Genomic DNA, 23,223 nt, shown 5'->3' with positions numbered 1-23,223 from the left:
CGTATCCTCCTCTGAAGATATTCTTTAAGTTTACTCCTTTCCTGCAATCATCAGGATTAATTCAGAGTTATATACCAGGCTTAGCTGGGGTTGCCCCTTAATCTCTGGAGTATAACGATGATAAAACCGACGTTTTTACGCCGGGTGGCTATTGCTGCTCTGCTCACAGGAAGTTGTTTTAGTGCTGTCGCCGCGCCACCTGCGCCGCCGCCAGTCTCGTATGGCGTGGAGGAGGATGTCTTCCATCCGGTACGCGCGAAGCAGGGGATGGTAGCATCTGTGGACGCCACTGCCACTCAGGTGGGGGTAGATATCCTTAAGCAGGGCGGGAATGCCGTTGATGCTGCCGTGGCAGTGGGCTACGCGCTGGCGGTAACGCATCCGCAGGCAGGGAATCTGGGCGGCGGCGGTTTTATGCTGATCCGCACTAAAGATGGCAATACCACCGCCATCGATTTCCGCGAAATGGCACCCGCCAAAGCGACCCGCGATATGTTCCTTGATGATCAGGGCAACCCGGACAGCAAAAAATCTCTCACTTCGCATCTTGCTTCTGGCACACCCGGTACGGTAGCGGGCTTCTCGTTGGCGCTGGAGAAATACGGCACCATGCCGCTGAACAAAGTTGTGCAGCCTGCGTTTAAACTGGCACGCGATGGTTTTATCGTTAACGATGCGCTGGCAGACGATCTCAAAACCTACGGCAGTGAAGTGCTACCAAATCACGAAAACAGCAAAGCTATCTTCTGGAAAGAGGGCGAACCGCTGAAAAAGGGCGACAAGCTGGTACAGACGAATCTGGCAAAGAGCCTGGAGATGATTGCCGAAAACGGCCCGGATGAATTCTACAAAGGCACGATAGCGGAACAAATCGCCCTGGAGATGCAGAAAAACGGTGGCTTGATCACTAAAGAAGATTTAGCGGCGTATAAAGCGGTCGAACGTACACCAATAAGTGGCGATTATCGCGGGTATCAGGTTTACTCCATGCCACCGCCATCTTCCGGCGGGATTCATATCGTGCAGATCCTCAATATTCTGGAAAACTTCGATATGCAGAAATACGGCTTTGGCAGCGCCGATGCGATGCAAATCATGGCAGAAGCGGAGAAATACGCCTACGCCGACCGCTCGGAATATCTTGGCGACCCGGATTTTGTCAAAGTACCGTGGCAGGCGCTGACCAATAAAGCCTATGCCAAATCTATTGCCGATCAAATCGATATCAATAAAGCGAAGCCATCCAGCGAAATTCGTCCTGGCAAGCTTGCGCCTTATGAGAGTAATCAAACTACCCATTACTCAGTGGTGGATAAAGACGGTAACGCCGTGGCGGTGACCTATACGCTGAACACCACCTTCGGTACGGGCATTGTCGCGGGCGAGAGCGGTATTTTGCTTAATAATCAGATGGATGATTTCTCCGCCAAACCAGGCGTACCGAACGTTTACGGGCTGGTGGGCGGCGATGCTAACGCTGTCGGGCCGAATAAACGTCCGCTGTCATCGATGTCACCAACCATTGTGGTGAAAGACGGAAAAACCTGGCTGGTGACCGGTAGCCCTGGCGGAAGCCGAATTATCACCACTGTGCTGCAAATGGTGGTGAACAGCATCGATTATGGCATGAATGTCGCCGAAGCGACCAATGCGCCGCGTTTCCACCATCAGTGGTTGCCGGACGAGCTGCGTGTCGAGAAAGGATTTAGTCCGGATACGCTCAAGCTGCTGGAAGCAAAAGGTCAGAAAGTGGCGCTGAAAGAGGCGATGGGCAGTACACAAAGCATTATGGTTGGGCCTGACGGTGAGTTGTACGGTGCATCCGACCCGCGCTCGGTGGATGATTTAACGGCGGGGTACTAAGGTTAGCGGCCCTCTTCGTGGGAAGAGGGCCGTATTGTCAGGGCAAGCCGAAGGTAGCTTTTTTTATTTCATAATCCTGTAGATATTCTTCCAGCGGCTTTGCCGTTCCCAGCGAATGAATTTCACCACTGTCTTTATCAATAATAAAAGGTGCGTTACCAGCTAAGCGCGCGGCCTCATCACCAGTTTCGAGAAATTCTCGTGCTTCGAAACAGAAATACCAGCCCTGGCTAAAGCGTCCATGTAGAGTAATGACGACGGCGAGATCTGCATCATCAAGGTAATGGTTCGCTTTCGCGAATGCTTCCTGATAATTAATCATAATGATTCTGGATTTTCCGATGGGGCAGTTAGGTCATGCTTTTTTTCAAGCGCAACATATCCAACAAAGCCTTAATAAAATATTGTAATTTACAATAAGTGTTAATGATGTTCATTTCACACGCGCCATATAATACGCATCGACATATTCACCGTTTCGTAATGCGTACTTCTTGCCAGTCCCTTCAATCTCAAAGCCGAATTTTTTATAGACCTTAATTGCTGGCGCGTTATCAACGAACACCGTTAGTTCAATACGATCTACCCGCAACCAGTTGTCGCACATTGCAATCATCTCTCGCATCAGGGCGCTGGCGACGCCGCGGTTCTTCCAGCGGGAGTCGACACAGATACCAAAGTCGGCAACATGACTGCGGCGTGGGCGTTGTTGCACGTCAATAGTGAGATGACCCACAACGTCTCCATCAATACAGGCGACGAGTTGCTTGATGCCGGGACGATCGGCGAGTCGCTCCTGCCACATATGATCGGAAGGATGAGGCACCTGTAGTGTGTTGCAATACACCTCCGGCTGGGCGTGAATCTGCCTGATGGCCTCGTAATCCCGTGTTTCTGCATGGCGTATTACTATCTCACTCATTCCTTTGTCCTCTTTGGGGTAAATGTCCCTTTCAACATCATTGACTTTCAAATGCGAGTCAAATGCATTTTTTTGCAAAAAGTGTTGGACAAGTGCGAATGAGAATGATTATTATTGTCTCGCGATCAGGAAGACCCTCGCGGAGAACCTGAAAGCACGACATTGCTCACATTGCTTCCAGTATTACTTAGCCAGCCGGGTGCTGGCTTTTTTTTTGACCTTTCGTTCTCAATTTATCCACGGGAAGTGCTTGTGTTTGTTATGCGCACTCCTGTAGGAACCGCGTCCGCTTTGCGCTAAGGTGGTAGATAACCACCTTAAAAAGGACGAAATCATGGTCATCAACTGCGCCTTTATTGGCTTCGGCAAAAGCACCACCCGTTACCATCTGCCGTATGTACTTAACCGCAAGGATAGCTGGCATGTCGCGCATATTTTTCGCCGCCATGCGAAGCCGGAAGAACAGGCTCCCATTTATTCCCATATTCATTTCACCAGCGATCTCGACGAAGTGCTAAACGATCCCGACGTTAAGTTGATTGTCGTCTGCACTCATGCGGACAGCCACTTCGAGTACGCGAAACGCGCGCTGGAAGCCGGGAAAAATGTGCTGGTCGAAAAACCGTTCACCCCGACACTTGCGCAGGCGAAAGAGCTGTTTGCGCTGGCGAAAAGCAAAGGGCTGACCGTTACGCCGTATCAGAATCGTCGCTTTGACTCCTGTTTTCTGATGGCGAAAAAAGCGATTGAAAGCGGCAAGCTGGGAGAGATTGTCGAAGTGGAAAGCCATTTTGACTATTACCGCCCGGTGGCAGAAACCAAACCTGGACTGCCGCAGGATGGCGCGTTCTATGGCCTTGGTGTGCATACCCTCGACCAGATAATCTCGCTGTTCGGTCGCCCGGATCACGTCGCTTATGACATCCGCAGCCTGCGTAATAAAGCCAATCCTGACGACACCTTCGAAGCGCAGCTGTTTTATGGCGATCTAAAAGCCATCGTCAAAACCAGCCATCTGGTGAAAATCGATTATCCGAAATTTATCGTTCACGGGAAGAAAGGTTCGTTTATTAAATATGGTATCGACCAGCAGGAAACCAGCCTGAAGGCTAATATTATGCCGGGCGAGCCGGGATTCGCAGCGGATGATTCGGTCGGTGTGCTGGAGTATGTCAATGACGAGGGCGTTACGGTCAGAGAAGAGATGAAGCCGGAGATGGGCGATTACGGACGCGTTTATGATGCGTTGTACCAAACCATCACCAACGGTGCACCAAATTACGTCAAGGAATCTGAAGTTCTTACCAATCTGGAAATCCTTGAACGCGGTTTTGAGCAAGCCTCTCCCTCCACAGTGACTCTTGCGAAGTAAGTTTGATGACCTCTCGAATAGTTCAATTTTTTTGAACAGAGGGGTCAATTTTCACCCTCTATCATCCCAGGCGGATCGGGTCCACACTAAGCCCATCGAAATCATTCAGGGGGCGAATACAAATGATCTACTTACGCAAAGCAAATGAACGTGGTCATGCAAATCATGGCTGGCTGGACTCCTGGCATACTTTCTCTTTTGCCAACTATTACGACCCGAACTTTATGGGCTTTTCCGCGCTGCGCGTGATTAACGACGACGTGATTGAAGCAGGGCAGGGCTTCGGCACTCACCCGCATAAAGATATGGAAATTTTGACCTACGTGCTGGAAGGTACTGTTGAGCACCAGGACAGCATGGGCAATAAAGAGCAGGTTCCGGCGGGCGAGTTCCAGATTATGAGTGCGGGTACGGGTATTCGTCACTCAGAGTACAACCCAAGCAGTACCGAGCGTCTGCATCTGTATCAGATCTGGATCATGCCAGAAGAAAACGGCATTACGCCACGTTATGAACAACGTCGCTTCGATGCCGTACAGGGTAAACAGCTGGTGCTTTCGCCTAATGCGCGAGATGGTTCGTTGAAAGTGCATCAGGATATGGAGCTGTACCGTTGGGCGCTGGTGAAAGATGAGCAGTCGGTGCATCAGATTGCCGCTGAACGCCGCGTCTGGATCCAGGTGGTGAAAGGCAATGTCACCATTAACGGCGTGAAAGCCTCGACCAGCGATGGTCTGGCAATCTGGGATGAGCAGGCAATCTCCATCCATGCGGATAGCGACAGCGAAGTGTTACTGTTCGATCTGCCGCCGGTTTAAAACTTAACGGCATTTTTGAAGCCTGCCTTTTTGCGGGCTTCATCGCTCGCCCCGGTCGCGTGCTGATGTACGCGACCGGGGTTTCGTCGCGTCTTTAGTACAATGCGATGCAATTGATTTAGTGTATATCTAATTATTGTAAACAAGCACTGTTTTCTCCGGGAAGGTTCTGATGCGTCCGTGTTAAACTAAGAGAATCTATCTCTTTTGTACCTTCAGGACGATGAAAAAGAAAAGACCCGTACTTCAGGATGTGGCTGACCGTGTTGGCGTGACCAAAATGACGGTCAGCCGTTTTTTACGCAACCCGGAGCAGGTTTCCGTCGCTCTACGTGGCAAGATTGCCGCCGCTCTTGATGAACTGGGTTATATTCCCAATCGCGCGCCCGATATCCTCTCTAATGCCACCAGCCGGGCGATTGGCGTCCTGTTACCTTCACTCACCAACCAGGTTTTCGCTGAAGTATTACGCGGTATCGAAAGCGTCACGGACGCACACGGTTATCAGACGATGCTGGCGCACTACGGTTACAAACCGGAAATGGAGCAAGAACGCCTCGAATCAATGCTTTCCTGGAATATCGACGGACTTATTCTCACCGAACGTACCCACACGCCCCGCACCTTAAAGATGATTGAAGTAGCGGGTATTCCGGTGGTGGAGCTGATGGACAGTAAGTCGCCGTGCCTCGATATCGCCGTCGGTTTTGATAACTTTGAAGCGGCACGCCAGATGACCACCGCCATTATTGCTCGCGGGCATCGTCACATTGCCTATCTCGGCGCACGCCTCGACGAACGTACTATCATCAAACAGAAGGGATATGAGCAGGCGATGCTGGATGCAGGCCTGGTGCCGTATAGCGTGATGGTCGAGCAATCTTCTTCTTACTCTTCCGGTATTGAACTGATTCGCCAGGCGCGGCGGGAATATCCGCAGTTGGATGGCGTATTTTGTACTAATGATGACCTGGCGGTCGGCGCGGCGTTTGAATGTCAGCGTCTGGGGCTGAAAGTTCCTGACGATATGGCGATTGCCGGTTTCCACGGTCATGACATTGGTCAGGTGATGGAGCCACGGCTGGCGAGCGTGCTGACGCCGCGTGAGCGGATGGGCAGCATTGGCGCTGAGCGCCTGCTGGCGCGTATTCGTGGCGAATCTGTGACACCGAAAATGTTAGATTTAGGTTTCACCTTGTCACCAGGCGGATCTATTTAAGCTCACAAATTTGAAGTAGCTCACACTTATACACTTAAGGCACGGATGGATATTGCTTCTGTTTTTGTCCGGCTGGACAATGTTACCGATAACGGTTACCCGTAACATTTTCTGATTCTTGTATTGTGGGGGCACCACTTTGAGCACGACTAACCATGATCACCACATTTACGTCTTGATGGGCGTATCGGGCAGCGGCAAATCTGCAGTCGCCAGTGAAGTGGCGCATCAACTTCATGCCGCGTTTCTTGATGGCGATTTCCTCCATCCGCGCTGCAATATCGAAAAAATGGCGTCTGGCGAACCGCTGAATGACGACGATCGCAAACCGTGGTTACAGGCGCTTAACGACGCCGCGTTTGCCATGCAGCGCACCAATAAAGTGTCGCTGATCGTCTGTTCTGCACTGAAAAAGCACTATCGCGACCTGCTGCGTGAAGGTAATCCGAATCTCTCTTTCATCTACCTGAAAGGCGATTTTGATGTAATTGAAAGCCGTCTGAAAGCGCGCAAAGGCCATTTCTTTAAAACCCAAATGCTGGTGACGCAGTTTGAAACGCTGCAGGAGCCGGGTGCGGACGAAACCGATGTACTGGTGGTGGATATCGATCAACCGCTGGAAGGTGTTGTGGCAAGCACCATTGAGGTTATTAAAAAAGGCAAATAAGTAGTGACTACATTAACGCTTGTTTTAACAGCAGTAGGGTCTGTTTTACTGCTGCTGTTTTTAGTCATGAAGGCGCGTATGCACGCTTTCCTGGCTTTGATGGTGGTGTCTATGGGGGCTGGCCTTTTTTCCGGTATGCCGCTCGATAAAATCGCAGCGACGATGGAAAAAGGGATGGGAGGCACCCTCGGCTTCCTGGCGGTAGTTGTCGCCCTGGGAGCCATGTTTGGCAAGATCTTACATGAAACCGGCGCAGTCGATCAGATTGCCGTCAAAATGCTCAAATCCTTCGGTCACAGTCGTGCGCATTATGCCATTGGCCTTGCGGGCCTGGTTTGTGCGCTACCACTGTTCTTTGAAGTGGCGATTGTTCTGCTGATTAGCGTTGCTTTCTCAATGGCGCGCCATACTGGCACGAACCTGGTGAAGCTGGTTATCCCGTTATTCGCGGGCGTGGCGGCAGCAGCGGCGTTCTTACTACCGGGGCCAGCGCCAATGCTGCTGGCATCGCAGATGAATGCTGACTTTGGCTGGATGATCCTGATTGGCCTGTGTGCGGCAATCCCGGGAATGATTATTGCCGGGCCGCTGTGGGGTAATTTCATCAGCCGCTATGTGGAGCTGCATATTCCTGACGATATCAGCGAACCGCATCTCGGCGAAGGCAAAATGCCGTCCTTCGGATTCAGCCTGTCGCTGATCCTGCTGCCGCTGGTGCTGGTGGGGCTGAAAACCATTGCCGCACGTTTTGTGCCGGAAGGCTCTACCGCTTACGAATGGTTCGAGTTTATCGGTCATCCGTTTACCGCAATTCTGGTCGCTTGCCTGGTAGCAATTTACGGCCTGGCGATGCGTCAGGGTATGCCGAAAGACAAAGTGATGGAGATTTGCGGTCACGCGCTGCAACCGGCGGGGATTATTCTGCTGGTGATTGGTGCAGGCGGCGTGTTCAAACAGGTGCTGGTTGACTCTGGCGTAGGTCCGGCGCTGGGCGAAGCGTTAACCGGCATGGGCCTGCCGATTGCCATCACCTGCTTCGTGCTGGCAGCTGCAGTGCGCATCATTCAGGGTTCTGCCACCGTTGCCTGTTTAACGGCGGTGGGACTGGTGATGCCGGTTATTGAACAGCTGAACTACTCCGGTGCGCAAATGGCGGCGCTGTCAATTTGTATCGCCGGTGGTTCGATTGTTGTCAGCCACGTTAACGACGCCGGTTTCTGGTTGTTCGGTAAATTTACCGGCGCGACCGAAGCCGAAACGCTGAAAACCTGGACCATGATGGAAACCATCCTCGGCACCGTTGGTGCCATCGTCGGGATGATTGCGTTCCAGCTGTTGAGTTAAGTTTGTTCGCCCGGTAGTTGTGACGCTACCGGGCTCTTTTCGAAAAACTCTCCTCGTTACCCCTTCATCCACATTCGAATGCCGTCGAGGAATATCTGAGTTGCCATCATCACCAGAATCAATCCCATCAGGCGTTCAAGTGCATTCACCCCTTTCTCGCCCAGCAGACGTAAAAATAGCGAAGACTGTAGCAGGATGACAAAGGTGCCACCCCAGGCCAGCAGCAGAGCAATTACCAGATGTCCCATCTGATTCGGGTACTGATGAGACAACAACATCAGCGTGGCGAGAATAGTCGGCCCGGCGACTAACGGAATTGCCAACGGCACGATAAACGGCTCTTCACCTGCCGGAAGCCCGCTGCTATTTCCTGAAGCACTGGGGAAAATCATCTTAATGGCGATCAGAAACAGAATGATGCCGCCAGAAATGGAGACGGTTTCTGCCCGCAGGCTAAGAAATGCCAGAATTTTCTCGCCCGCAAACAGGAACACCAGCATCACCAGGAGAGCAATAAGCAACTCTCGCACCATGATTGCCCGCCGTCTTTTCGGTTCAGTATGTTTCAGTACGGACATGAAAATAGGTAGGTTTCCGAGCGGATCCATAATCAGGATCAATAAAACTGCTGCAGAAATGATTTCATTCATAACTCAAATTCCCTGATAATTGCCGCGGACTTTCTGCGTGCTAACAAAGCAGGATAAGTCGCATTACTGATGGCTTCGCTATCATTGATTAATTTCACTTGCGACTTTGGCTGCTTTTTGTATGGTGAAAGATGTGCCACGAGGAGACCGGCACATTTATACAGCACACATCTTTGCAGGAAAAAAACGCTTATGAAAAATGTTGGTTTTATCGGCTGGCGCGGTATGGTCGGCTCCGTTCTCATGCAACGCATGGTTGAAGAGCGCGACTTCGACGCCATTCGCCCTGTCTTCTTTTCTACTTCTCAGCTTGGTCAGGCTGCGCCGTCTTTTGGCGGAACCACTGACACACTTCAGGATGCCTTTGATCTGGAGGCGCTAAAGGCCCTCGATATCATTGTGACCTGTCAGGGCGGCGATTATACCAACGAAATCTATCCAAAGCTTCGTGAAAGCGGATGGCAAGGTTACTGGATTGACGCAGCATCATCTCTGCGCATGAAAGATGACGCCATCATCATTCTTGACCCCGTCAATCAGGACGTTATTACCGACGGATTAAATAATGGCATCAGGACTTTTGTTGGCGGTAACTGTACCGTAAGCCTGATGTTGATGTCGTTGGGTGGTTTATTCGCCAATGATCTTGTTGATTGGGTGTCCGTTGCAACCTACCAGGCCGCTTCCGGCGGTGGTGCGCGACATATGCGTGAGTTATTAACCCAGATGGGCCATCTGTATGGCCATGTGGCAGATGAACTCGCGACCCCGTCCTCTGCTATTCTCGATATCGAACGCAAAGTCACAACCTTAACCCGTAGCGGTGAGCTGCCGGTGGATAACTTTGGCGTGCCGCTGGCGGGTAGCCTGATTCCGTGGATCGACAAACAGCTCGATAACGGTCAGAGCCGCGAAGAGTGGAAAGGGCAGGCGGAAACCAACAAGATCCTCAACACATCTTCCGTAATTCCGGTAGATGGTTTATGTGTGCGTGTCGGGGCATTGCGCTGCCACAGCCAGGCATTCACTATTAAATTGAAAAAAGATGTGTCTATTCCGACCGTGGAAGAACTACTGGCTGCGCACAATCCGTGGGCGAAAGTCGTTCCGAACGATCGGGAAATCACTATGCGTGAGCTAACCCCAGCTGCCGTTACCGGCACGCTGACCACGCCGGTAGGCCGTCTGCGTAAGCTGAATATGGGGCCGGAGTTCCTGTCAGCCTTTACCGTGGGCGACCAGCTGCTGTGGGGGGCCGCGGAGCCGCTGCGTCGGATGCTTCGTCAACTGGCGTAATCTTTATTCATTAAATCTGGGGCGCGTTGCCGCCCCTGTTAGTGCGTAATACAGGAGTAAGCGCAGATGTTTCATGATTTACCGGGAGTTAAATAGAGCATTGGCTATTCTTTAAGGGTGGCGGAATACAAGAGTATTTACAGCCTTACCTGAAGTGAGGACGACGCAGAGAGGATGCACAGAGTGCTGCGCCGTTCAGGTCAAAAAAATGTCACAACCAGAAGTCAAAAATCCAGTTGGATGGGGTGACACAATAAAACAGGAAGACAAGCATGTCCGATCGTATCGATAGAGACGTGATTAACGCGCTAATTGCAGGCCATTTTGCGGATCCTTTTTCCGTACTGGGAATGCATAAAACCACCGCGGGACTGGAAGTCCGTGCCCTTTTACCCGACGCTACCGATGTGTGGGTGATTGAACCGAAAACTGGGCGCAAACTCGCAAAACTGGAGTGTCTCGACTCACGTGGATTCTTTAGCGGCGTCATTCCGCGGCGTAAGAATTTTTTCCGCTATCAGTTGGCTGTTGTCTGGCATGGTCAGCAAAACCTGATTGATGATCCTTACCGTTTTGGTCCGCTAATCCAGGAAATGGATGCCTGGCTATTATCTGAAGGTACGCATCTGCGCCCATATGAAACCTTAGGCGCGCATGCAGATACTATGGATGGCGTCACGGGGACGCGTTTTTCTGTCTGGGCTCCAAACGCCCGCCGGGTCTCGGTAGTCGGTCAATTCAACTACTGGGACGGTCGCCGTCACCCGATGCGCCTGCGTAAAGAGAGCGGCATCTGGGAACTGTTTATCCCTGGGGCGCATAACGGTCAGCTCTATAAATACGAGATGATTGATGCCAATGGCAACTTGCGTCTGAAGTCCGACCCTTATGCCTTCGAAGCGCAAATGCGCCCGGAAACCGCGTCTCTTATTTGCGGGCTGCCGGAAAAGGTTGTGCAGACTGAAGAGCGCAAAAAGGCGAATCAGTTTGATGCGCCAATCTCTATTTATGAAGTTCACCTGGGCTCCTGGCGTCGCCACACCGACAACAATTTCTGGTTGAGCTATCGCGAGCTGGCCGATCAACTGGTGCCTTATGCTAAATGGATGGGCTTTACCCACCTCGAACTGCTGCCCATTAACGAGCATCCGTTCGATGGTAGTTGGGGTTATCAGCCAACCGGCCTGTATGCGCCGACCCGCCGCTTTGGTACTCGCGACGACTTCCGTTATTTCATTGATGCCGCACACGCAGCTGGTCTGAACGTGATTCTCGACTGGGTGCCAGGCCACTTCCCGACCGATGACTTTGCGCTTGCCGAATTTGATGGCACGAACTTGTATGAACACAGCGATCCGCGCGAAGGCTACCATCAGGACTGGAATACGCTGATCTACAACTATGGTCGCCGTGAAGTCAGTAACTTCCTTGTCGGTAATGCGCTTTACTGGATCGAACGTTTTGGTATTGATGCGCTGCGCGTCGATGCTGTGGCATCAATGATTTATCGCGACTACAGCCGCAAAGAGGGGGAGTGGATCCCGAACGAATTTGGCGGGCGCGAGAATCTTGAAGCGATTGAATTCTTGCGTAATACCAACCGTATTCTTGGTGAGCAGGTTTCCGGTGCGGTGACAATGGCTGAGGAGTCTACCGATTTCCCTGGCGTTTCTCGTCCGCAGGATATGGGCGGTCTGGGCTTCTGGTACAAGTGGAACCTCGGCTGGATGCATGACACCCTGGACTATATGAAGCTCGACCCGATTTATCGTCAGTATCATCACGGTAAGCTCACCTTCGGGATGCTCTACAACTACACTGAAAATTTCGTCCTGCCGTTGTCGCATGATGAAGTGGTCCACGGTAAAAAATCGATTCTCGACAGGATGCCAGGCGACGCATGGCAGAAATTCGCTAACCTGCGCGCGTACTATGGCTGGATGTGGGCATTCCCGGGCAAGAAACTGCTGTTCATGGGGAACGAATTTGCCCAGGGCCGCGAGTGGAACCATGACGCCAGCCTCGACTGGCATCTGCTGGAAGGCGGCGATAACTGGCACCACGGTGTCCAGCGTCTGGTGCGCGATCTGAACCACACCTACCGCCACCATAAAGCAATGCATGAACTGGATTTTGACCCGTATGGCTTTGAATGGCTGGTGGTGGATGACAAAGAACGCTCGGTGCTGATCTTTGTTCGCCGCGACAAAGCCGGGAATGAAATCATCGTTGCCAGTAACTTTACGCCAGTGCCGCGTCATGATTATCGCTTCGGCATTAACCAGCCGGGTAAATGGCGTGAGATCCTCAATACCGATTCCATGCACTATCACGGCAGTAATGCAGGCAATGGCGGCACGGTACACAGCGATGAGATTGCCAGCCACGGTCGTCAGCATTCACTAAGCCTGACACTACCACCGCTGGCCACTATCTGGCTGGTTCGGGAGGCAGAATGACACAACTCGCCATTGGCAAACCCGCACCCCTCGGCGCGCATTACGACGGTCAGGGCGTCAACTTCACACTTTTCTCCGCTCATGCCGAGCGGGTAGAACTGTGTATCTTTGACGCCAATGGCCAGGAACATCGCTATGACTTGCCAGGGCACAGTGGCGACATTTGGCACGGTTATCTGCCGGATGCGCGTCCGGGTTTGCGTTATGGTTATCGCGTTCATGGCCCCTGGCGACCCGCCGAGGGACATCGCTTTAACCCGGCGAAGTTGTTGATTGATCCTTGCGCGCGGCAAATTGACGGGGAGTTTAAAGATAACCCGCTGCTGCACGCAGGTCATAATGAACCTGACTATCGCGACAACGCCGCCATTGCGCCGAAATGTGTAGTGGCGGTTGATCACTATGACTGGGAGGATGATGCCCCGCCGCGCACGCCGTGGGGCAGCACTATCATTTATGAAGCCCATGTCAAAGGATTAACGTATCTGCACCCGGAGATCCCGGTCGATATCCGCGGCACTTATAAAGCCCTGGGGCATCCGGTGATGATCAACTATTTGAAACAGTTGGGCATTACTGCGCTGGAGTTGCTGCCGGTGGCACAATTTGCCAGCGAACCACGCCTGCAACGTATGGGGTTAAGTAACTACTGGGGCTATAACCCGGTGGCGATGTTTGCCCTGCATCCGGCGTATGCCTGCTCGCCAGAAACGGCGCTGAATGAGTTTCGCGATGCAATCAAAGCACTGCATAAAGCGGGTATCGAAGTCATTCTTGATATCGTGCTTAACCATAGTGCGGAACTGGACCTCGACGGTCCGTTATTCTCTCTGCGTGGGATCGACAACCGTAGCTATTATTGGATAAGAGAAGATGGTGATTATCACAATTGGACAGGCTGTGGCAACACGCTCAATTTGAGTCATCCGGCGGTGGTGGATTATGCCAGCGCCTGCCTGCGTTATTGGGTAGAAACCTGCCACGTCGATGGTTTCCGTTTTGATCTGGCGGCAGTCATGGGCCGTACGCCTGAGTTCCGTCAGGATGCTCCGTTGTTTACCGCAATTCAGAACTGCCCGGTGCTCTCGCAGGTGAAGTTAATTGCCGAACCGTGGGATATTGCGCCTGGTGGTTATCAGGTGGGAAATTTCCCGCCACTGTTTGCTGAGTGGAACGATCATTTCCGTGATGCTGCCCGTCGTTTCTGGCTGCATTATGATTTGCCTCTGGGGGCGTTTGCCGGGCGTTTTGCTGCCTCCAGCGATGTTTTTAAACGTAATGGTCGTCTGCCGAGTGCCGCGATTAATCTCGTCACCGCGCATGACGGTTTTACGCTTCGCGACTGCGTTTGCTTCAACCATAAACACAATGAAGCAAACGGAGAAGAAAATCGCGACGGGACCAACAACAATTACAGTAACAATCATGGTAAAGAAGGATTAGGCGGTACTCTTGACCTGGTTGAACGGCGGCGCGACAGCATTCACGCCCTGTTAACAACGTTGTTGCTCTCCCAGGGTACGCCGATGTTACTGGCCGGTGACGAACATGGTCATAGCCAGCATGGCAATAACAATGCCTACTGTCAGGATAATCAATTAACCTGGTTGGACTGGTCGCAGGCAAGCAGTGGTTTAACCGCATTTACCGCCGCGTTAATCCATCTGCGCAAGCGCATTCCCGCTTTGGTGGAGAATCGCTGGTGGGAAGAAGGCGACGGCAATGTCCGTTGGCTAAATCGATATGCTCAACCTTTAAGCACGGATGAGTGGCAAAACGGGCCGAAACAGCTGCAAATTCTGCTCTCGGATCGCTTTTTGATCGCAATTAACGCCACGCTTGAGGTAACAGAGATTGTTTTACCTGCTGGGGAGTGGCACGCCATTCCCCCATTCGCTGGAGAGGATAACCCAGTGATTACGGCTGTCTGGCAGGGACCTGCACACGGATTGTGTGTGTTCCAGAGATGATAAAAAAGGAGTTAGTCATGGTTAGTTTAGAGAAGAACGATCACTTAATGTTGGCGCGCCAGCTGCCATTGAAATCTGTTGCCCTGATACTGGCGGGAGGACGTGGTACCCGCCTGAAGGATTTAACCAATAAGCGAGCAAAACCGGCCGTACACTTCGGCGGTAAGTTCCGCATTATCGACTTTGCACTGTCTAACTGCATCAACTCCGGGATCCGTCGTATGGGCGTGATCACCCAGTACCAGTCCCATACTCTGGTGCAGCACATTCAGCGCGGCTGGTCATTCTTCAATGAAGAAATGAACGAGTTTGTCGATCTGTTGCCAGCGCAGCAGAGAATGAAAGGGGAAAACTGGTATCGCGGCACCGCAGATGCGGTCACGCAAAACCTCGACATTATTCGCCGTTACAAAGCGGAATATGTGGTGATCCTGGCGGGCGACCATATCTACAAGCAAGACTACTCGCGTATGCTTATCGACCACGTCGAAAAAGGCGCACGTTGCACCGTCGCTTGTATGCCTGTACCGATTGAAGAAGCCTCCGCATTTGGCGTTATGGCGGTTGATGAGAACGATAAAATTATCGAATTCGTTGAAAAACCCGCTAACCCGCCGTCAATGCCGAACGATCCGAGCAAATCTCTGGCGAGCATGGGTATCTACGTCTTTGACGCCGACTATCTGTATGAACTGCTGGAAGAAGACGATCGCGATGAGAACTCCAGCCACGACTTTGGTAAAGATTTGATTCCCAAAATCACCGAAGCCGGTCTGGCCTATGCGCACCCGTTCCCGCTCTCTTGCGTACAATCCGACCCGGATGCCGAGCCGTACTGGCGCGATGTGGGTACGCTTGAAGCTTACTGGAAAGCGAACCTCGATCTGGCCTCAGTGGTGCCGGAACTGGATATGTACGATCGCAATTGGCCAATTCGCACCTACAATGAATCATTACCGCCAGCGAAATTCGTGCAAGATCGCTCCGGTAGCCACGGGATGACCCTTAACTCACTGGTTTCCGGCGGTTGTGTGATCTCCGGTTCGGTGGTGGTGCAGTCCGTTCTGTTCTCGCGCGTTCGCGTGAATTCATTCTGCAACATTGATTCCGCCGTATTGTTACCGGAAGTATGGGTAGGTCGCTCGTGCCGTCTGCGCCGCTGCGTCATTGATCGTGCTTGTGTTATTCCGGAAGGCATGGTGATTGGTGAAAACGCAGAGGAAGATGCACGTCGTTTCTATCGTTCAGAAGAAGGCATCGTGCTGGTAACGCGCGAAATGCTACGGAAGTTAGGGCATAAACAGGAGCGATAATGCAGGTTTTACATGTATGTTCAGAGATGTTCCCGCTGCTTAAAACCGGCGGTCTGGCTGATGTTATTGGGGCATTACCCGCAGCACAAATCGCAGACGGCGTTGACGCTCGCGTACTGTTGCCTGCATTTCCCGATATTCGCCGTGGCGTAACCGATGCGCAGGTGGTATCTCGCCGTGATACCTTCGCTGGGCATATCACGCTGTTGTTCGGCCATTACAACGGGGTTGGCATTTACCTGATTGACGCGCCGCATCTCTATGATCGTCCGGGAAGCCCGTATCACGATACCAACTTATTTGCCTACACTGACAACGTATTGCGTTTTGCGCTGTTGGGGTGGGTTGGGGCAGAAATGGCCAGCGGGCTTGACCCATTCTGGCGCCCTGATGTGGTGCATGCGCACGACTGGCATGCGGGCCTTGCGCCTGCGTATCTGGCGGCGCGTGGGCGTCCGGCGAAGTCGGTGTTTACTGTGCACAACCTGGCCTATCAAGGCATGTTTTATGCACATCACATGAATGACATTCAATTGCCATGGTCATTCTTTAATATTCATGGGCTGGAATTCAACGGACAAATCTCTTTCCTGAAGGCTGGTCTGTACTATGCCGATCATATTACGGCGGTCAGCCCGACCTACGCTCGCGAGATCACCGAACCGCAGTTTGCCTACGGTATGGAAGGTCTGTTGCAACAGCGTCACCGTGAAGGGCGTCTTTCCGGCGTACTAAACGGCGTGGATGAAAAAATCTGGAGTCCAGAGACGGACTTACTGTTGGCCTCGCGTTACACCCGCGATACGTTGGAAGATAAAGCGGAGAATAAGCGCCAGTTACAAATCGCAATGGGGCTTAAGGTTGACGATAAAGTGCCGCTTTTTGCAGTGGTGAGCCGTCTGACCAGCCAGAAAGGTCTCGACCTGGTGCTGGAAGCCTTACCAGGCCTTCTGGAGCAGGGCGGACAGCTGGCGCTACTCGGCGCGGGTGATCCGGTGCTGCAGGAAGGTTTCCTTGCCGCGGCCGCGGAATATCCCGGACAAGTGGGCGTTCAGATTGGCTATCACGAAGCATTTTCGCATCGCATTATGGGCGGCGCGGACGTCATTCTGGTGCCCAGCCGTTTTGAACCGTGCGGCTTAACGCAACTTTATGGATTGAAGTACGGTACGCTGCCGTTAGTGCGGCGCACCGGTGGGCTTGCTGATACGGTTTCTGACTGTTCTCTTGAGAACCTTGCAGATGGCGTCGCCAGTGGGTTTGTCTTTGAAGATAGTAATGCCTGGTCGCTGTTACGGGCTATTCGACGTGCTTTTGTACTGTGGTCCCGTCCTTCACTGTGGCGGTTTGTGCAACGTCAGGCTATGGCAATGGATTTTAGCTGGCAGGTCGCGGCGAAGTCGTACCGTGAGCTTTACTATCGCTTGAAATAGTTTTCAGGAAACGCCTATATGAATGCTCCGTTTACATATTCATCGCCCACGCTTAGCGTAGAAGCTCTTAAGCATTCTATCGCTTACAAGCTGATGTTTACGATTGGCAAGGACCCGGTCGTCGCCAATAAACATGAATGGCTGAACGCAACATTATTTGCTGTGCGCGATCGTCTCGTGGAGCGCTGGTTACGTTCAAACCGTGCCCAGTTGTCGCAAGAAACGCGTCAGGTTTACTACCTGTCGATGGAATTTTTGATTGGCCGTACGCTTTCCAACGCCATGTTGTCGCTAGGAATTTACGAAGATGTACAGGGCGCACTGGAAGCGATGGGATTAAATCTCGAAGAGCTGATTGATGAAGAAAATGACCCGGGCCTCGGTAACGGTGGTCTGGGACGTCTGGCGGCTTGCTTCCTCGATTCTCTGGCGACGTTAGGGTTGCCGGGGCGTGGTTACGGTATCCGCTATGACTACGGTATGTTCAAGCAGAACATCGTTAACGGTAGCCAGAAAGAGTCGCCTGACTACTGGCTGGAATACGGTAACCCGTGGGAATTCAAACGCCACAACACGCGCTATAAAGTCCGTTTTGGTGGTCGCATTCAGCAGGAAGGTAAAAAAACGCGCTGGATCGAAACCGAAGAGATTCTGGGAGTGGCTTACGATCAGATTATCCCAGGTTACGACACCGACGCGACCAACACGCTGCGTTTGTGGAGTGCGCAAGCCAGTAGCGAAATTAACCTCGGTAAATTCAACCAGGGTGACTACTTCGCGGCAGTGGAAGATAAAAACCACTCCGAGAACGTATCCCGCGTACTGTATCCGGACGACTCCACCTACTCCGGGCGTGAACTGCGTCTGCGTCAGGAATATTTCCTGGTTTCTTCGACCATCCAGGACATTTTAAGTCGCCATTATCAGTTGCATAAAACCTACGATAACCTGGCGGATAAAATCGCGATTCACCTCAACGACACCCACCCGGTGTTGTCGATTCCTGAGATGATGCGTCTGCTGATTGATGAGCATCAATTTAGCTGGGACGACGCATTTGAAGTGTGTTGTCAGGTCTTCTCCTACACCAACCACACGCTAATGAGCGAGGCGCTGGAAACCTGGCCGGTTGATATGCTGGGTAAAATTCTGCCGCGTCACCTGCAGATCATCTTTGAAATTAACGACTATTTCCTGAAAACCTTGCAGGAACAGTATCCGAACGATACCGACCTGCTGGGACGGGCGTCGATCATTGATGAATCCAACGGTCGTCGCGTGCGTATGGCCTGGCTGGCGGTTGTGGTGAGCCACAAGGTTAACGGTGTATCAGAATTACACTCTAACCTGATGGTGCAGTCGCTATTTGCTGATTTTGCGAAAATCTTCCCTGGACGTTTTACCAATGTCACCAATGGTGTGACCCCGCGTCGCTGGTTAGCGGTAGCGAACCCATCGCTTTCAGCTGTGCTAGACGAACACCTGGGCCGTAACTGGCGCACCGACCTTAGCCTGCTTAATGAGCTGCAACAACACTGTGATTTCCCAATGGTTAATCACGCGGTGCATCAGGCGAAGCTGGAGAACAAAAAGCGTCTGGCGGAGTATATCGCCCAGCAGCTGAATGTGGTGGTAAATCCGAAAGCGCTGTTCGATGTGCAAATCAAACGTATTCACGAATACAAACGTCAATTGATGAATGTGTTGCACGTGATCACCCGCTATAACCGCATCAAGGCCGACCCGGATGCGAAGTGGGTACCGCGCGTGAATATTTTTGGCGGCAAGGCCGCTTCGGCTTACTACATGGCGAAGCACATTATCCATTTGATCAATGACGTAGCGAAAGTGATCAACAACGATCCGCAGATTGGCGACAAGCTGAAAGTGGTGTTCATCCCGAACTACAGCGTTAGCCTGGCACAGTTGATCATTCCGGCGGCCGATCTATCTGAACAGATTTCTCTGGCAGGGACGGAAGCTTCCGGCACCAGTAATATGAAGTTTGCACTTAACGGCGCGCTGACTATCGGTACGCTGGACGGTGCGAACGTTGAGATGCTGGATCATGTCGGTGCTGACAATATCTTTATCTTTGGTAACACTGCGGAAGAAGTGGAAGAACTGCGTCGTCAGGGCTACAAACCGCGTGAATACTACGAGAAAGATGAGGAGCTGCATCAGGTGCTGACGCAAATCGGCAGCGGTGTATTCAGTCCGGAAGATCCGGGGCGTTATCGCGATCTGGTTGATTCGTTGATCAACTTCGGCGATCACTACCAGGTACTGGCGGATTATCGCAGCTATGTCGATTGTCAGGATAAAGTCGACGAACTTTACGAGCTTCAGGAAGAGTGGACCGCAAAAGCGATGCTGAACATTGCCAATATGGGCTACTTCTCTTCTGATCGTACTATCAAAGAGTACGCCGATCATATCTGGCATATTGATCCAGTGAGATTGTAAGTTCACTATAAAATAGAACGGGGCCAAATCGGTCCCGTTTTTTTTCGCCTTTATTTCGGAGAAGTGTCCAGAGGGGCAAGGGGATTCGGGGGAGTATAATTTCGCCATTCAGAAAGAATGGAAAGAATAATGCAAAACAGAAAATGGATTTTGACCTCGCTGATAATGACTTTTTTCGGCATCCCCATACTGGCGCAATTTTTGGCAGCGGTTATTGCCATGCTGGGGGCCGGGCTTGCCGCTATTCTTGAGGCTTGCAATTTACTCTTTACGCCAACAATTTATCTTCTACTCAACGTCTTTATGCTGACGCTGGGGGCGATAATCCTATTTTTCTCTGGTCGCGTGTGGGCCGGTGATAGCGCACCAGAAAACAGAGAAATAGCCGTCTGGCGGCAATGCTTTTTTCTTTTACCTGCACTGTTAACTCTGGTTGGCTGGATAATCACGCTACATCTGGCAGATTATCAATTTCGCCAAATGGGAGCAGGTTGGTTGGCAGAGCTTATGCTCCCCTGGCTGGGAGTTTTGTTAGTCTCATTAGTCGGAGGTGAGTTCTGGTGGATAGTCATTATACCCGTTGGTGCGCATATTAGTTTTTCGCTGGGGTATGGCTGGCCGACCAGATATCCTTTAACCGGCACGTACGGGTTACGTTGCCGTAATTCCCTCCTGTTTATCCTTCTCATGCTTGGTTTTATCGCTGGTTATCAGGCTTATTTATATAAACAGATTAATCCCGGCGTCGGTGTGCGTGAAAATATTGATACCTGGGCCTGGCGACCCGATAAACTCAATAATCAACTGACGCCACTGCGTGGTAAACCGCAAATTCAGTTTACACAAAACTGGCCGCGACTCGATGGTGCTACGGCGGCGTACCCAATTTATGCTTCTGCCTTTTATGCGTTGAGCGTTATACCGGAAGATTTCCACACATGGGAATATCTGGAGAACTCTCGTACCCCCGATGCATATAACAGGATTGTTAAAGGTGATGCCGATATTATTTTTGTGGCGCAACCTTCCGGTGGGCAGAAAAAACGTGCAGAGGAATCGGGCGTCACTTTGAACTACACTCCTTTCGCCCGTGAAGCATTCGTTTTCATCGTCAATGCGGATAACCCGGTTAATTCCCTGACTGACCAACAGGTGCGTGACATCTTCAGTGGCGCAATTACCAACTGGCGTACTGTTGGCGGTAACGATCAGGAGATCCAGACCTGGCAACGCCCGGAAGACTCTGGCAGCCAGACAGTGATGCAATCGCAGGTCATGAAAAATGTCCGCATGATCTCGCCGCAGGAAACCGAAGTGGCAAGCATGATGGAGGGAATGATTAAAGTTGTTGCCGAATACCGTAATACAAACAACTCAATAGGCTACACCTTCCGCTATTACGCAACACAAATGAATGCCGATAAAAATATAAAACTGCTAGCTATTAACGGTATTGCACCGACTGCGGAAAATATTCGTAACGGCAAATATCCATATATCGTCGATGCCTTTATGGTAACGCGGGAAAATACTACGTCAGAAACACAAAAACTGGTCGAATGGTTTTTAACGCCGCAGGGGCAGAGTCTGGTGGAAGATGTGGGTTATGTACCGTTGCATACAACAATGAAATAACTTTTGAGAGAACGGAATCAGCGCGATGAATAAATTCATAGGCGTTTTACTGCTAGGTGCGGTTTTACTGGCGGGATGTGTCGACCGGGAAGGCTACTATAACAGCGTCAGGGAAGAAGACAGCCATGGACTGACGACTCTGCGGGGGCAACCTGAATTACGTTACAACGATGATTGGTCAAGATGGCCGAGAGTATACGGCGCTACAGCCTTATACCCGCTGTATGCCTCCGCGTATTATGAATTAGTACCCGAGCCAAAAGATAAGGATCGAACCTCGCTGGCCTGGCAGGCGTATGGTTTGCAACAAACCCGAACAGCTGAAGCCTACGATAGTCTGATCAAGGGTACCGCGACGGTTATTTTTGTTGCACAACCGTCGGAAGGACAGAAAAAACGTGCAGAAGAAGCAGGCGTTAAACTGAAATATACCGCGTTTGCCCGCGAAGCCTTTGTCTTTATCGTTGATATCAAAAACCCGGTTAATTCACTTAGCGAACAGCAGGTCAAAGACATTTTTAGCGGTAAAGTGAGTCGCTGGAATAAAGTGGGCGGCGGTGACGAAAGTATAAAAGTCTGGCAGCGGCCAGAAGATTCTGGAAGCCAAACGGTTATGAAGGGACTGGTTATGCAAGATACTCCAATGCTGCCAGCCAAAAAATCCACTGTTATCGATCTTATGGGCGGTTTAATTACCGAAGTCGCCGACTACCAAAACACAACATCTTCCATTGGATACACCTTCCACTATTACGTCACACGTATGAATGACAATATGCTCAAAATGCGCAAACAGATCAAACTGCTAGCTATAACTGGCATTGCGCCTACAGAGGAAAATATCCGTAACGGCACTTATCCGTACATAATTGATGCTTATATGGTGACGCACGAAACCCCTGCGCTGGAAACGCAGAAATTCGTCGACTGGTTTTTAAGCCCGCAGGGACAGCAATTGGTAGAGGATGTGGGGTATGTGCCGATTCATGACGCATCATACGAATCATCAGTGCAATAATGATGAATAAAATCAGACTTTATATTCCTCCGTTAATTCTTGGTTTTGTTATTGTGCCGTTGTTGGTGTGGCCGACGGTGGTTGCGCTGGCTGCTTCTGTTATCACGCTGAGTTTTCTGGGAGAGATACTGTTCTCTATCCCGCTCATGATCAGGCGTATTTCACTTCTGCAATTACAACTATGGTTATCGGCTGAATATGCGCTTTTCTTCTGTGCAATGGTGGGCGTTGGTTGGCAATTTGCGCGCAGAACGCCACCTGAATTGAAAAGCAGACTGCATTGTTGGCTGGTATTTGCACCAGTTTATTTCTGGTTGCTCCTGTGGAATATCATTTTCTATGTCGCGCCAGCGAATATTGCGTTGCTGGAGAATATGCGCAGTTTCTTTCTGACAGTTGTCTGGCTCCCACTGAATTTTTCGCCATTTTGGTCTCAACCGTGGATTGACTTTGTCGGTCCAATAAGCGCACAGCTTGGTTTTGCGTTGGGATATTATTGCCAGTGGCGTAGCAAAAATAGAAGCCAGATACGGAAGTGGAGTGAGTGGGGAACGTGCCTGAGTTTTGTTACGTTGGGTATGATGGCGTGGGCTTTGCGGTAATTCCCTGACTCAAAAAGTAGGTCAGATTGTTGACAAAGTGCGCTTTGTTCATGCCGGATGCGACATGAACGTCTTATTGGCCTACAAGACCATGCAAATTGTAGTGGTCAAGTAATATTGGCCACGGTTTTACAGTAAAAACGGTATCTGTTCTCTGATTCTTCCGGCGTCAACCC

General features: G+C 51.2%; 18 protein-coding genes. 15 read left to right on the top strand and 3 right to left on the bottom strand.

Annotated elements, in window-relative coordinates; all coding sequences use genetic code 11:
• The first annotated feature begins 117 nt into the window (after positions 1–117).
• Positions 118–1,863 carry a gamma-glutamyltransferase gene (gene ggt / locus BEB42_RS21680; protein ID WP_000595124.1) on the top strand — a complete coding sequence of 582 codons (1,746 nt, stop codon included), beginning with the start codon at positions 118–120 and terminating at the stop codon, positions 1,861–1,863.
• Positions 1,864–1,900: 37 nt separating this feature from the next.
• On the opposite strand, the gene BEB42_RS21675 is transcribed toward ggt, so the two are convergent.
• Positions 1,901–2,185 (bottom strand): YrhB family protein, encoded by a 285-nt coding sequence (locus BEB42_RS21675; protein ID WP_000611634.1) that lies wholly within the window; start codon positions 2,183–2,185, stop codon positions 1,901–1,903.
• Positions 2,186–2,296: 111 nt separating this feature from the next.
• Positions 2,297–2,785: an N-acetyltransferase gene (gene yhhY, locus BEB42_RS21670; protein WP_001353623.1), complete on the bottom strand. Its 489-nt coding sequence runs from the start codon at positions 2,783–2,785 to the stop codon at positions 2,297–2,299.
• A gap of 334 nt (positions 2,786–3,119) precedes the next feature.
• Here yhhY and BEB42_RS21660 point away from each other — a divergent pair, with 334 nt between their 5' ends.
• From BEB42_RS21660 to gntU, 5 genes are all read left to right on the top strand, one after another.
• The gene (locus tag BEB42_RS21660) at positions 3,120–4,157 is read left to right on the top strand and encodes an oxidoreductase (protein WP_000236268.1); all 1,038 of its coding nucleotides are present in this window, start codon (positions 3,120–3,122) and stop codon (positions 4,155–4,157) included.
• 122 nt (positions 4,158–4,279) lie between these two features.
• Positions 4,280–4,975 (top strand): quercetin 2,3-dioxygenase, encoded by a 696-nt coding sequence (gene yhhW, locus BEB42_RS21655; RefSeq protein WP_000639823.1) that lies wholly within the window; start codon positions 4,280–4,282, stop codon positions 4,973–4,975.
• A gap of 223 nt (positions 4,976–5,198) precedes the next feature.
• Positions 5,199–6,194, top strand: a complete 996-nt coding sequence (gntR, locus tag BEB42_RS21650; protein ID WP_000730252.1) for a gluconate operon transcriptional repressor GntR — start codon at positions 5,199–5,201, stop codon at positions 6,192–6,194.
• A 139-nt stretch (positions 6,195–6,333) separates the two neighbouring features.
• Positions 6,334–6,861 (top strand): gluconokinase, encoded by a 528-nt coding sequence (gene gntK, locus BEB42_RS21645; protein ID WP_000108320.1) that lies wholly within the window; start codon positions 6,334–6,336, stop codon positions 6,859–6,861.
• A gap of 3 nt (positions 6,862–6,864) precedes the next feature.
• Positions 6,865–8,205 (top strand): gluconate transporter, encoded by a 1,341-nt coding sequence (gene gntU, locus BEB42_RS21640; protein ID WP_000210102.1) that lies wholly within the window; start codon positions 6,865–6,867, stop codon positions 8,203–8,205.
• Positions 8,206–8,261: 56 nt separating this feature from the next.
• Here gntU and yhgN read toward each other — a convergent pair whose 3' ends face one another.
• Positions 8,262–8,855, bottom strand: a complete 594-nt coding sequence (gene yhgN, locus BEB42_RS21635) for an NAAT family transporter YhgN (protein WP_105267557.1) — start codon at positions 8,853–8,855, stop codon at positions 8,262–8,264.
• A gap of 192 nt (positions 8,856–9,047) precedes the next feature.
• Here yhgN and asd point away from each other — a divergent pair, with 192 nt between their 5' ends.
• The 9 genes from asd (at position 9,048) to BEB42_RS21590 (ending at position 23,047) form a co-directional block, all read left to right on the top strand.
• Positions 9,048–10,151, top strand: coding sequence for an aspartate-semialdehyde dehydrogenase (asd, locus tag BEB42_RS21630; RefSeq protein ID WP_000799946.1), 1,104 nt, complete (start codon positions 9,048–9,050; stop codon positions 10,149–10,151).
• A 272-nt stretch (positions 10,152–10,423) separates the two neighbouring features.
• Positions 10,424–12,610 carry a 1,4-alpha-glucan branching enzyme gene (glgB, locus tag BEB42_RS21625; RefSeq protein WP_001283721.1) on the top strand — a complete coding sequence of 729 codons (2,187 nt, stop codon included), beginning with the start codon at positions 10,424–10,426 and terminating at the stop codon, positions 12,608–12,610.
• The gene (gene glgX, locus BEB42_RS21620) at positions 12,607–14,580 is read left to right on the top strand and encodes a glycogen debranching protein GlgX (protein ID WP_000192513.1); all 1,974 of its coding nucleotides are present in this window, start codon (positions 12,607–12,609) and stop codon (positions 14,578–14,580) included. The genes glgB and glgX overlap by 4 nt, the downstream gene beginning before the upstream one ends.
• A gap of 17 nt (positions 14,581–14,597) precedes the next feature.
• Positions 14,598–15,893: a glucose-1-phosphate adenylyltransferase gene (gene glgC, locus BEB42_RS21615; RefSeq protein WP_000253975.1), complete on the top strand. Its 1,296-nt coding sequence runs from the start codon at positions 14,598–14,600 to the stop codon at positions 15,891–15,893.
• Positions 15,893–17,326, top strand: coding sequence for a glycogen synthase GlgA (gene glgA, locus BEB42_RS21610; protein WP_001197646.1), 1,434 nt, complete (start codon positions 15,893–15,895; stop codon positions 17,324–17,326). Before glgC ends, glgA begins: the two co-directional genes overlap by 1 nt.
• An 18-nt stretch (positions 17,327–17,344) precedes the next feature.
• On the top strand, positions 17,345–19,792 hold the full coding sequence (gene glgP, locus BEB42_RS21605) for a glycogen phosphorylase (RefSeq protein ID WP_000993449.1): 2,448 nt from the start codon (positions 17,345–17,347) through the stop codon (positions 19,790–19,792).
• A gap of 126 nt (positions 19,793–19,918) precedes the next feature.
• Positions 19,919–21,427 (top strand): PstS family phosphate ABC transporter substrate-binding protein, encoded by a 1,509-nt coding sequence (locus BEB42_RS21600; RefSeq protein WP_123058319.1) that lies wholly within the window; start codon positions 19,919–19,921, stop codon positions 21,425–21,427.
• Between the two features lie 25 nt (positions 21,428–21,452).
• Positions 21,453–22,445, top strand: coding sequence for a PstS family phosphate ABC transporter substrate-binding protein (locus BEB42_RS21595; RefSeq protein ID WP_001031830.1), 993 nt, complete (start codon positions 21,453–21,455; stop codon positions 22,443–22,445).
• Positions 22,445–23,047 (top strand): hypothetical protein, encoded by a 603-nt coding sequence (locus BEB42_RS21590; RefSeq protein WP_000981270.1) that lies wholly within the window; start codon positions 22,445–22,447, stop codon positions 23,045–23,047. Before BEB42_RS21595 ends, BEB42_RS21590 begins: the two co-directional genes overlap by 1 nt.
• The last annotated feature ends 176 nt before the right edge of the window (positions 23,048–23,223 follow it).

Source organism: Escherichia sp. MOD1-EC5990, assembly GCF_002965285.1.
GTDB lineage: Bacteria > Pseudomonadota > Gammaproteobacteria > Enterobacterales > Enterobacteriaceae > Escherichia > Escherichia coli_F.
This window is presented reverse-complemented; position numbering and strand designations above follow the sequence as displayed.

Bases quoted from the DNA above. Each gene is read 5' to 3' on its own strand.
- ggt (WP_000595124.1), top strand. From the start codon at position 118: ATGATAAAACCGACGTTTTTACGCCGGGTGGCTATTGCTGCTCTGCTC.
- BEB42_RS21675 (WP_000611634.1), bottom strand. From the start codon at position 2,185: ATGATTAATTATCAGGAAGCATTCGCGAAAGCGAACCATTACCTTGAT.
- yhhY (WP_001353623.1), bottom strand. From the start codon at position 2,785: ATGAGTGAGATAGTAATACGCCATGCAGAAACACGGGATTACGAGGCC.
- BEB42_RS21660 (WP_000236268.1), top strand. From the start codon at position 3,120: ATGGTCATCAACTGCGCCTTTATTGGCTTCGGCAAAAGCACCACCCGT.
- yhhW (WP_000639823.1), top strand. From the start codon at position 4,280: ATGATCTACTTACGCAAAGCAAATGAACGTGGTCATGCAAATCATGGC.
- gntR (WP_000730252.1), top strand. From the start codon at position 5,199: ATGAAAAAGAAAAGACCCGTACTTCAGGATGTGGCTGACCGTGTTGGC.
- yhgN (WP_105267557.1), bottom strand. From the start codon at position 8,855: ATGAATGAAATCATTTCTGCAGCAGTTTTATTGATCCTGATTATGGAT.
- asd (WP_000799946.1), top strand. From the start codon at position 9,048: ATGAAAAATGTTGGTTTTATCGGCTGGCGCGGTATGGTCGGCTCCGTT.
- glgB (WP_001283721.1), top strand. From the start codon at position 10,424: ATGTCCGATCGTATCGATAGAGACGTGATTAACGCGCTAATTGCAGGC.
- glgX (WP_000192513.1), top strand. From the start codon at position 12,607: ATGACACAACTCGCCATTGGCAAACCCGCACCCCTCGGCGCGCATTAC.
- glgC (WP_000253975.1), top strand. From the start codon at position 14,598: ATGGTTAGTTTAGAGAAGAACGATCACTTAATGTTGGCGCGCCAGCTG.
- glgA (WP_001197646.1), top strand. From the start codon at position 15,893: ATGCAGGTTTTACATGTATGTTCAGAGATGTTCCCGCTGCTTAAAACC.
- glgP (WP_000993449.1), top strand. From the start codon at position 17,345: ATGAATGCTCCGTTTACATATTCATCGCCCACGCTTAGCGTAGAAGCT.
- BEB42_RS21595 (WP_001031830.1), top strand. From the start codon at position 21,453: ATGAATAAATTCATAGGCGTTTTACTGCTAGGTGCGGTTTTACTGGCG.
- BEB42_RS21590 (WP_000981270.1), top strand. From the start codon at position 22,445: ATGATGAATAAAATCAGACTTTATATTCCTCCGTTAATTCTTGGTTTT.